The organism is Mesorhizobium sp. M1A.F.Ca.IN.020.03.2.1, assembly GCF_004023205.1.
GTDB lineage: Bacteria > Pseudomonadota > Alphaproteobacteria > Rhizobiales > Rhizobiaceae > Mesorhizobium.
On the sequence record NZ_RZSV01000033.1, the window covers coordinates 24846 to 35406 of the forward strand.

Sequence of the window (10561 nt, forward strand, 5' to 3'; positions counted from 1 at the left end):
GGGTTCCTTGGCCGCGAATCAGTTGTTCTCGGGATAGCCGGCGACGGCGGCGCGCGTCAGCTGCCAGTGCACCTCGGCGATCTCCGAGGCCTTGAAGGCAAGCACGATCTGCCGGCTGCGGCGCGGTCCGCCGAGCCCGGCGAAATAGATCGATTCCTCGATTTCCGGCGCCACTTCGGCACAAGTGAAAACCCAGGTGTCGCCCTGGGAGGCCGCCAGGGTCAGGCGGCCCTGCTCGTCGTGCAGCAGGCCGATGTCGGGATGGATATGGAAGCGCACGGTGACGAAGTCGCGGCCATTGTTGCGGATCGCCGCACCTCCGGGGCGAAGGAAGCGGTCGCGGCCGGTCAGCACATTGCCGTTCTCCGCCAGCTTCAGCTCCCGCTCGTGCAGCAAGCCGAAGCGCGCGGCATAGCCGTCGTGGCGCGCGACAAAGCCCTGCACACCCTTCTGGTCGATGCGCTTGCAGGGCACATGCTGCGGGCCGCCGATCAGCGGCGAGCCGAGCAGGTCGCTGACCCGCAACGAGTGACTGAAGCGCGCCGAGGACGTGTCGTTGACGGTGGCTGTCGAATGCGCGGCGGTGGCGCGGGCGAGCGGCCGGAATTCGGCCGCGCCATAGGTATCGATGCCTGCGTTGACGATGAAATGCTGGCGCCCGGAAGAAAGCTCGAAAGCGAGGCAGCCGGCATGCGCCGCGTTGGAGATGTCGACAGGCGGCGGCAGGCCGGTGTCGGCGATCACCGTGACGCCGCCCATCGACAGGCGCTCATAGCCGGAATGGGGCGCGTGCAGCAGCGGCGCGCCGACCGTGTCGTCATGACGCAGGATGGTGGCGATGCGATCGTGGATGGTGGCGCCCATGCCGTTGAAGCGGGCAAGGCTGCCGTCCTGGTGGCGGAAGAAGCGCAGCGCCGGCAGCATGCGGTCGATGGCGTTGATCAGCGCCGGCGGCGGCGCCTCCGCCTGGTTGGCATAGGTCTGGCGCAACGGCAGAAGGTCGGCGAGCAATTCCAGCACCGTCATCGGGTTGCGCGAGATGTGACCGCCGTCCGGCAGGATCTGGTGGTCGAGCTCCTCGGCCAGGTTGCGCGTGGCGGCGCGCAGCGCCGAGGCCGGCGCGGGCAGCGACAGGGTGGAGAAGGCGAGCGCGATGCGAGCGCGCAGCCTGTCCTTGCCGTCCGGCATCTCGCGCGCCATCGATCTGAGATAGCGGATCTGCATGGCGAGCGATTTGAGGAAGGCGCGGTAGAACGGGAATTCGGCGCCTTGCAGCACGACCGAGGAATGCTGGAGCCAGGCAATCACCCGCTTGGCTGTCGTGCCAGGCTCCCAGGCAACGCCCGATATCTGGTTGCCGTGCATGACGATCCAGTCCGAGACCAGGGCGCGAGCGTTGGCGGCGGCGAGCTCGGTGCCTGCGGCGCGCATATGGCGCAGCCAGCGGAAGCCGTGCAGCGACTTTTGCCAGCCGCGGTTGGGCACATTGATCTGGAAAGGCGATTTGCCGCCGGTCTCGACCATGTGGCCGGACAGCGGATAGCGGCCATAGTAGATTTCGAGCGCGATCTGCGGGTCGGCAAGCTTCAGATCTGGCGGCGCGATGAGGACGCGCTCGGGCGTGCGGCCGGAATAACGCCAGCGATAGATAGGACCGGCACGAAGGCGCCGGCGCGTTTTGCGCCAGAACTCCCTCGCGACAAGCGTCCAAAGACGCGTCGTGCTGCCGGCAGCAAGTGCCAAAACCCCTCCTGATAGTCGTCAGCCCCTAAGCACAAGCTTATATGATTCAAGAACTTATGCGAAGGCGGATTTCCACGAAGTGAACCCCTTCACGCGGCCATGACCTGGGCATCGCTAAAAAAGTCGGCAAGATTTATGCAATAACGTCCTAAATCGTCCTTCTCATCCGGGCGGCAAAGAAGCCGTCGAGCCCCGAAACCCCCGGTGAATTCAGCACCAAATCGGCGGGGGTGGTGCGCAGCGTGCCATCGGGCGTGAGGAAGGGATCGAGGCCGGCGAATTCACCCGCTTGGATCGGATCGGCGATCACGCCGCGAGTTCCGGCAAGGAAGACGCGATAAAGCTCCTCGCCCTCGATCGGGTCGAGCGAACAATTGGAAAAGACGAGCCGTCCGCCCGGTTTGACGAGAGTGACGGCGTGAGCGAGCAGGCGCCGCTGCAGCGTGGCGAGCTTCTCGACATCGGCCATGGTTTTGGTCCACGGCACGTCGGGATGCCGGCGCACGGTGCCGGTCGAGGAGCAGGGCGCGTCGAGCAGCACGGCGTCGAACGGCTCCGCCGGCCGGTAGTCGAGCAGGTCGGTGTGCGCCAGTTCGGCCGAAAGGCCGAGGCGTTTTAGGTTCTCACCCAGCCTGGCCAGCCGGTTCTTTGAACTGTCGACGGCGGTGACGTTCGCGCCGGCGAGGATCAGCTGGGCCGTCTTGCCGCCGGGCGCGGCGCAAAGATCGGCGATGCGTTGTCCCTCGATGGCGCCGAAAAGGCGCGCGGGCAGGGCTGCCGCCGCATCCTGCACCCACCAGGCGCCGTCGGCGAAGCCGGGCAGATCGGTGACGCCGGTCTGCAGCTTCTCGACGCGCACCGTGCCGGTCGGCAGCACGATGCCGCCCAGCTTCTCCGCCCAGAGCGAAGGGTCGGTTTTAACGGTGAAATCGACCGGAGCCTCATGGCGATGGGCAGCAAGAATGGCCTCCGCCCTGGCGGCGCCATAGGCTGTGGCCAGTCGGTCTGCGAACCACTGGGGCGCCTCGGTCGTCGCGGCGAGCGTCGGCGCCAGCTCGGCGCCCTTGGCACGCGCCAGCGAGCGCAGCACGCCGTTGACGAGACCGGAGAAACGCAGCGTGCGTGGGTCGGACTTGGCGTGGGTGACGGCGAGGTCGACGGCGGCGCTGTCGGGGATGTCGAGAAACAGGATCTGCGCGGCGGCCACGTGCAGGATGTGCGAGAGCACGGTGGCGTTGGCCGGCAACGGCCTTTCCAGACGCCTTGCAAGCAGTCCGGCAATGGTCATGCGGTGGCGCAGCGCCGTGACCAGAATGGCGCGCACCAATGCGCGGTCGCGCTGGTCGAGCGCCTTGTATTGCGGGTGGCCGTGCTCGTTGTCGGTCAGGCCGTCGAGCGGGGTATGGGCATCGATGACGGCGGCAAGCAGGCGGGCGGCCGCCTTGCGCGCCGCGAGGCCGGCGACCGTTTCGCTCGCACTTGCGTCACCTCTGCCTTGGGTTTGCGGTCGGCGCTTCGCTCCGCTCACGACCACGGACCTTTGGATCCTGTGCCGCGGGGGCCGGTCGGGTTGCGACCCCAGGGATTGCGCTTCGGCCGCTCCGGCTCGGCCGGCTGGCTCCATGGTCCTGCCTGCGGCTCGTCCGGCTGGCCTGGCGCAGGGGCTTCGCGCCGCGCGGCTTGGGCGGCACCGCTCATCTCGCGCGCCATCTGCTGCAGGGCGGCGATGCGGTTCTCTGTGCTCGGGTGGGTCGAGAACAGATTGTCCATGCGCTCACCGTGCAACGGATTGATGATGAACAGATGTGCCATCGCCGGATTTCGCTCGGCATCCGGATTGGGAATGCGCTCGGCGCCGCGCGCGATCTTGTCGAGCGCCGAGGCGAGCCACAACGGATTTCCGCAAATTTCGGCGCCGCGCCGGTCGGCCTCGTATTCGCGGGTGCGGCTCACCGCCATTTGCACGATCATGGCGGCAAAGGGCGCAACGAGCATGGCGACAAGCACGCCGACGAAGCCCAGCGGATTGTTGTTTTCGCGGCTGCCGCCGAAGAAGAAGGCGAAATTGCCGAGCATCGAGATCGCGCCGGCAAGCGTCGCGACAATCGTCATGGTAAGCGTGTCGCGATGCTGCACATGGGCGAGTTCATGCGCCATCACCGCCGCGACCTCTTCGTGGCTGAGCCGCTCCAGCAGGCCGGTCGATGCGGCTACAGCGGCGTTTTCGGGATTGCGGCCAGTGGCGAAGGCGTTCGGCTGCGGACTGTCGATCAGATAGGTCTTCGGCATCGGCAGGCCGGCCTGCTTGGCCAGCGCCTCAACGATCGCATAATATTCGGGAGCGTTCCTCTCGTCGACCTCGATGGCGCGGTTCATCGACAGCACCATCTTGTCGGCATTCCAGTAGCTGAACAGGTTCATGCCGGCGGCCAACAGCAAGGCGATCACCATGCCGCCGGTGCCGCCGATCAGAAAGCCGACGCCCATGAACAGCGCGGTCATCGCAGCAAGGAGCATGGCGGTGCGAAGCGTATTCATCGTCTCTTCCGTCTGGCGTGGTGGCGAATAGGGGTCGATCCTGCCATTGTCATGGCTATATGATGGGAAAGGCCGGTCCCCGTTTCAATCGGCAGGAAGCATCGCATGACCGATCAACCCAACAAAACCGAAGGCGCCAAGCCGCAAAGGACGCTGTCGCCTGAGGCGCAACGCGCATTGGCGGAAGCGGAAGCCAGGCGGAAGGCATACCGCGAGGCGGAAGCCCGCCTGCCGAAAGAGTTCGGCGGACGCGGCGGCAAGGAACCCGGGCGCTACGGCGACTGGGAGGTGAAGGGTCTGGCCACTGATTTTTAATGACACTCAAGGCGCGTCGCGCTGAAGCGGATTCAGGCGACGCGCTTTAAGTCATTGTTCGTGCTGTCGTCTTCGCAAAACCGCTGCACACCGCGACATGCATCAGGCCGCGTCGCGCTGCGGCTCGATGATCATCCAGCCATCGTCGTCAGTGGCGACGCCGAGCGCATCGTAGGTGGCGATGCTGGCGTGCTGCGTCACGACCGGATGGACATGCGTGGCGCTGATCACCATCACCGAGGCGCCGGAGGCTTCGCCCGCGGCGATGCCGGCCGGGGCATCCTCGAAGACGAGGCAATCGCGCGCCTCGACGCCGAGACGCTTTGCCGCCAAAAGAAAACAGTCGGGCGCCGGCTTGCCGCGGGTGACGTCCTCGGCCGAGACCATGATGGCGGGCACCGGAATGCCGGCCGCCGCCATACGCAGCAGCGCGAGTTCCCGCGGCGCCGAGGTGACGACCGCCCAGCGCTCCGGCGGCAGCGACTTGAGAAACGCCACAGCACCCGGAATGGGAACGATGCCCTCGAGGTCGGCCGCCTCGGCCTCGAGCAGCGCATCGGCTTCCACGACGGGATCGACGCCGGGAAGCTTCAGCGCGGCGATGGTCTCGATCGCGCGCTTGCCGTGGATGGTCGGCAGGAAGCTCGCGACGTCGAGGCCGTGACGGCGAGCCCACTTGGTCCACACGCGTTCCGCCGCGGCGATCGAATTGAGGACCGTGCCGTCCATGTCGAAAAGGAAAGCGGCGAACTTTCTGCCTGGGAACATCGGATATCCTGGGGAATCGTTTTCGGGGAGCGCGAAACGCACCGCTATCCTAACCTCCGAAGCGGAGCCTGCAAAGGCGCATGCCGGCATTTCGACTCGCCGCCGGAACAACGCTCCTCATTGCGGCGTTCTCCAACCAGTCTTGCAAGACCACCAACAAGGGCAAGACCACCAACAAGGGGAAGTGATGCTGATCAGGCTCGGCTACGAAATCGCCATCGAATGCGATGCCGCGACGCCGATCATCGCGCTTCTCGACATCCACCCGGATCGCCATGCCGACATCAAGCGGCAGACTCGCTTTCTCACCTCGCCTTCGGTGCCGACGACCACCTATCGCGACAGCCATGGCAATATCTGCCGCCGCTTCACGGCGCCGGCCGGCGGTTTCCGCATCCTCTTTGATGGGGTGGTCGAGGACAGCGGCGAGGCCGACGAGATCAACACGCTGGCGCGCGAAATGCCGGTGGCGGACCTCCCGGACGAGGTGCTCGTCTACCTGCTCGGCAGCCGCTATTGCGAAACCGATCACCTCAGCAACCTCGCCTGGGAGCTGTTCGGCCACTTGCCGCCCGGCTGGGCGCGCGCGCAGGCGATCGTTGACTATGTCCATAGCCGGCTTTCGTTCGGCTACGGCTATGCCCGCGCCACCCGCACGGCGGCGCAGGCGCATGAGGAGCGCGTCGGCGTTTGCCGCGACTTCGCGCATCTCGCGATAGCGCTCTGCCGCGCGATGAACATTCCAGCGCGCTATGTGAACGGCTATCTCGGCGACATCGGCGTGCCGGCCGATCCGGCGCCGATGGATTTCTCAGCCTGGATGGAAGTGTTCCTTGACGGGAAATGGTACGCGTTCGATCCGCGCCACAATCGTCCAAGGATCGGCCGCGTCGTGATCGCGCGCGGCCGCGACGCCACCGACGTGCCGCTGCTGCACAGCTTCGGCCCGCATCGGCTTACCCTGTTCAAGGTGTGGACCTATGAGCAGCAAGGCAATCTGTTCAAGCCGCCGCATCACGGCATCGACAGGACCGCGAGCGCCCAGATGCTCGCGTAAGCTAGGCGGCTGTTTCACTGCGGCGCCAGCACCAGCGCTGACCCGCTTTGGCACAGGGCGCACTGTGCCGAAGCGGGAAGGGCCGCAATGGCTCCGCCACTCATGGTAAGCGCTTTATGAACGGCATTTCCCTATTGTGTTTCCATTTACCCGCCATTCAACTTCCTGTCTGCCGTGTTCCAGCAAAAACAATGAGTTAACTGTCGCTCCGCGCCTTCGAACAGAAGGGTGGCCGTGTCTGGCCGAAATCCTGCAGCGCTTCCGTTGAGCGGCACCGAAGCCGCAGCAGGCGGGGGTGAGGATGCGGCAGTTGAAAGGTCTCGCTCGTGGGGTGGACGGCTTTGCGCGGGATCGCGGAGGCAATTTCGCGGTTCTGTTTGGGGCTGCCGCATCGGTGCTGGCGCTGGGGGTGGGATTCGCAGTCAATATCGCGCAGGTCTACAATGCGAGATCGAGTCTGCAGAGCGTCGTCGATGCCGCTGTGACTTCGACGGCACGCGATCTCACCCTTGGTGTCATCAAGGAAGCCGATGCCGACGCGTCGGTACAGGCATTTCTCGACGCCAACAGCGCGGCCGGCATCCTGCAGGCCAAACAGATCGTGCTCGACAAGCTCACCATCGACAGGACATCGAAGACCGTGCAGGTGAATGCGCATGCCGATGTCGGCCTCTATTTTCCGCTGTTCAGCGTTGGCGATATGCAGCGTGTCGGCGCCTCGACCACCGCGCTCTATTCAGACAAGAAGATCGAGGTGGCGCTGATGCTCGACATCACCGGCTCCATGGCGGCCAACAAGCGCGCCAAGACCAATAAGATCGGCGACCTGCAGGCGGCCGCGTCGCAGACGGTCAAGGATCTCCTGGGACAGAACCGGGATCCCAGCGAGCCTCGGGTCCGGGTGGCGATCGTCCCCTATGCCGAGGCCGTCAACACTGGCGGCCTCGCCGACACCGTCTTCGTCGAGACGTCGGCCGGACCGAAGCTGCCGCCGCCGATCGATGCGCCGCTTTCCATTTCCGTGACGACCGCGCCTGACAAATGCGCCACCGAGCGCAAGGACAAGGACGGCTATGCCGATTATTCGTCGGATGGCCCGTATACGCTGAGGCAGGACAACAATGGCAGGACCTATCAGGCCAGAGTCAACCGCGACTACCGCATGAAAGTGTGTCCATCCGCGGCTCTGGTTCCGCTGACGGCCGATCAGAACACGCTGCTCACGGCCATCGGTCATTTCCAAGCTGCGGGCGTGACGGCAGGTGGGATTGCCGCGCAATGGGGCTATTACATGCTTTCGCCGTCCTGGCGTTCGGCCATCGCCGATGCCCGCCTGGGCGCGGGTCCGGCGAATTTCGATCCGAAGAAAGTGGCAAAGATCGCCATCCTGATGACGGATGGCCAGTTCAACACCGCCTTTGCCCGCGGGCGCGGCACGTCCGCGTCCGACGACGAGGGCCGGAGGTCGCGCGCCAATGCCGAAGCCATTTGCGAGAATATGAAGCACGACGGCATAGAGGTTTTCACCATCGGCTTCGATCTCAACGATCCGTCGATGACGACGACCGAGAGGGATCAAGCGAGATCCGTATTGAAGGACTGTGCGACCGACGACACGTCGTCGCTGAAGCATTTTTACGAGGCCGCCACGGGCACCGAACTGTCAGATGCCTTCGATCAGATCACCCGCAATATCGAGAAGCTCACCATCAATCGCTGATCCACAGGGCAGGCCGCGAGAAAAGGAAAAGGCCGCCGCTTCTTGACGAAGCAGGCGGCCTTCCGTGTTTCCGTCCATGACGCGGCCCCTGGCGGCGACCCCTTCGGGTCACCTGCCGCGCGTCTCGCGCCTTAACGGGAAGACTGCTTCCCGGAAGTGCAATCCGCTGAGCTCACGTTATGGAAAACGAAATCACTCGACATCGGATCACCTCCTTTCGATTTGTTGAACACAGCCAAATGATGGGGTGCGTCGCGGCAAAACACAAGATGACGCTACGGAATGGCCGTGCATCGGGCGAGGATCATCCTCGCGCGATGCTTTTGCGCAACAGATCGGGATTGCGGTCGACGGGCCGGTGGACGACAGTGGCGCTCGAGGGCGGGGTTCGCCTATTGGGAGGTGGGAATGGACGCCGCCGACAGAGCCGCGCGGATCGTACGCAGGGTCGTCGAGACGTTGAAGCCGGGTTTTGCGGTCAGGCTTTGGACCGGCGAGCGGATCGGGCCCGCCGGCGGTCCGGTGCTTGCCATCAACGATCAGGACATCGTCTGGCAACTGGTGCGGCGTCCTGCCTTCTCGACGCTTGTCGAGATGTGGATTTCCAAGACCGTCGACATCGAAGAGGGCACGCTGTTCGACTTCTACGCCGTGCCCTCGCAGGGCAGGCTCAAGACGAAGCTCAGATCATTGCCCAAGCTGGAGATCCTGCGCGACCTGCCGGTGGTGCTGTTCTCGCGAAAACAGATGACGGCGCGCAGCGACCTCTCCGGCGGCAACCCCTATGTCAGCGGGTCGAACAAGGAAGCGATCCAGCATCACTACGACATCTCGAATGCCTTCTACCGGCTCTTCCTTGACGAGCGCATGGTCTATAGCTGTGGGTATTTCAAGGATTTCGCCAACGGCATCGACCAGGCGCAAGTCGACAAGCTCGACCATATCTGCCGCAAGCTCAGGCTGAAGCCCGGCGAAAGGCTGCTCGATATCGGCTGCGGCTGGGGCGCGATGCTGATCCATGCAGCGAAGCATTACGGCGTCGTCGGCCATGGCGTCTCGTTGTCGCGGGCCCAGACGCAGCTTGCCCGCGAGCGCATCCGCGCCGAGGGTCTCGAGGACCGCATCACCATCGAGATCAAATCCTACGCCGAGCTCTGCGGCGCATTCGACAAGATATCGTCCATCGGCATGTTCGAGCATCTGGGTATCGCCAATCACGACGCCTACTTTTCGGCCGTCCATCGTCTGCTCAAGCCCGGCGGCGTCTATCTGCACCACGCCATCACCAGGCGCAGCAAGGGCGACATCCGCAAGACGTTGCGCAAGGGCCCGGAATACAAGGCGCTGATCCAATACATCTTCCCAGGCGGAGAGCTCGACACGATCGGCATGACGCTCGGCAATCTCGAGGCGCGTGGCTTCCTCGTCCATGATGTCGAGAACCTTCGCGAGCATTATCAGCGCACCTGCCGGCTGTGGGCCGAGCGTCTCCATGCGCGCTTCGACGAGGCGATCGCCGAGGTCGGCGAGGCGAAAGCGCGGCTATGGCTGCTCTATCTCACCGGCTGCTCGATCGCCTTCGAACGCGCCTCGGCGCAGATTTTCCAGACCGTCGCCACCAAGCGCGCGCGGGGACCAAGCGGCCTGCCGCCGACGCGTGAAGATTTGTACCGGTAGGGACAGGCAGGTCAGGCGAACCGCACTTCCGCGCCGATCTCGACGCGTGCCGGCCGGTCGACGGTGCAATAAACGCCGATATTGTGGGCGTTGTAGCGGACCAGGTTGCGCAGGATGCCGGGGTCGTTGTCGAAGCCGTCCTGGGCGATGATGGTGAAGCCGCAGCGGCGGCAGGGCTCGGAGATCGTGAGCAACAGATCGCCGATCGCGAGCTTGCGGCCGAGCCATTCCGTCTCCGGGAAGGAGCCTTCGACCGGCTCCATGTCGACGACGATGTTGGGGCGAAAGCGGCGCGAATCTGGCACGCCTTGCGGATGCAGCGCCTTCAGCCGCGCCAGCGAGGCGGTGGTGAGCAGATGGATCGGCGTCCTGCTGTATCGCTCGGCCGTGAGCGGGCCGGCATAGCCCGGCGCGTGCTCGCGGAAGTAAGGCCGGATCGAGGCGTCGAAGCCAAGAAATCCGGAAAGAACCCAGTCGCTTTCCGGGTCGGGCGCCGGCAGCCAGTCGCCGCCGGGCACGGCCACTTCGAGCCGGCGGTCTTCGGTCAGCCGGGTGCGAATCAGCGGCACCTTGTGCCATTTCGGTCCGCGGTCCGGCCTGGCGATCTCGCCATCCGACGCATCGACCAGGCCGAACAGCCGGTCGCCGTCGACAGTCGACGTGCCGACGGAGATGGCGTCCAGCCGCTCGCCGGCAAGCGAGCTCGCCGGATAGCGCCATAGCTGGCTGACGGTGCCGAGTGC

The 10561-nt window shown here is 64.9% G+C and carries 9 protein-coding genes; 4 read left to right on the forward strand and 5 right to left on the reverse strand.

Going from position 1 to position 10561, the window contains the following annotated elements:
- Positions 1–18: 18 nt before the first annotated feature.
- From EOA79_RS08115 to htpX, 3 genes are all read right to left on the reverse strand, one after another.
- Positions 19–1743, reverse strand: a complete 1725-nt coding sequence (locus tag EOA79_RS08115; protein WP_095824166.1) for a heparinase II/III family protein — start codon at positions 1741–1743, stop codon at positions 19–21.
- A 148-nt stretch (positions 1744–1891) separates the two neighbouring features.
- Positions 1892–3277, reverse strand: coding sequence for an RsmB/NOP family class I SAM-dependent RNA methyltransferase (locus EOA79_RS08120; protein ID WP_245307539.1), 1386 nt, complete (start codon positions 3275–3277; stop codon positions 1892–1894).
- Complete coding sequence (gene htpX / locus EOA79_RS08125; RefSeq protein ID WP_095824165.1) at positions 3268–4281, reverse strand: zinc metalloprotease HtpX; 1014 nt, start codon at positions 4279–4281, stop codon at positions 3268–3270. The genes EOA79_RS08120 and htpX overlap by 10 nt, the downstream gene beginning before the upstream one ends.
- A 105-nt stretch (positions 4282–4386) precedes the next feature.
- Between htpX and EOA79_RS08130 the strand changes: the two genes are divergently transcribed.
- A complete protein-coding gene (locus EOA79_RS08130) occupies positions 4387–4596 on the forward strand; it encodes a DUF1674 domain-containing protein (protein ID WP_067324941.1) in 210 nt (69 codons plus the stop codon).
- A 102-nt stretch (positions 4597–4698) separates the two neighbouring features.
- On the opposite strand, the gene EOA79_RS08135 is transcribed toward EOA79_RS08130, so the two are convergent.
- Positions 4699–5364, reverse strand: a complete 666-nt coding sequence (locus tag EOA79_RS08135) for an HAD-IA family hydrolase (RefSeq protein ID WP_067324943.1) — start codon at positions 5362–5364, stop codon at positions 4699–4701.
- A gap of 187 nt (positions 5365–5551) precedes the next feature.
- Between EOA79_RS08135 and EOA79_RS08140 the strand changes: the two genes are divergently transcribed.
- From EOA79_RS08140 to EOA79_RS08150, 3 genes are all read left to right on the forward strand, one after another.
- Positions 5552–6421: a transglutaminase family protein gene (locus EOA79_RS08140; RefSeq protein WP_067324945.1), complete on the forward strand. Its 870-nt coding sequence runs from the start codon at positions 5552–5554 to the stop codon at positions 6419–6421.
- A 301-nt stretch (positions 6422–6722) separates the two neighbouring features.
- Positions 6723–8141, forward strand: a complete 1419-nt coding sequence (locus tag EOA79_RS08145; RefSeq protein WP_095824163.1) for a pilus assembly protein — start codon at positions 6723–6725, stop codon at positions 8139–8141.
- Between the two features lie 408 nt (positions 8142–8549).
- On the forward strand, positions 8550–9818 hold the full coding sequence (locus EOA79_RS08150) for a cyclopropane-fatty-acyl-phospholipid synthase family protein (protein ID WP_127335685.1): 1269 nt from the start codon (positions 8550–8552) through the stop codon (positions 9816–9818).
- An 11-nt stretch (positions 9819–9829) separates the two neighbouring features.
- Here the strand turns inward: EOA79_RS08150 and EOA79_RS08155 are convergent.
- Positions 9830–10561: MOSC N-terminal beta barrel domain-containing protein (locus tag EOA79_RS08155; protein ID WP_128292958.1), on the reverse strand; the 732-nt coding region annotated here is incomplete at its 5' end.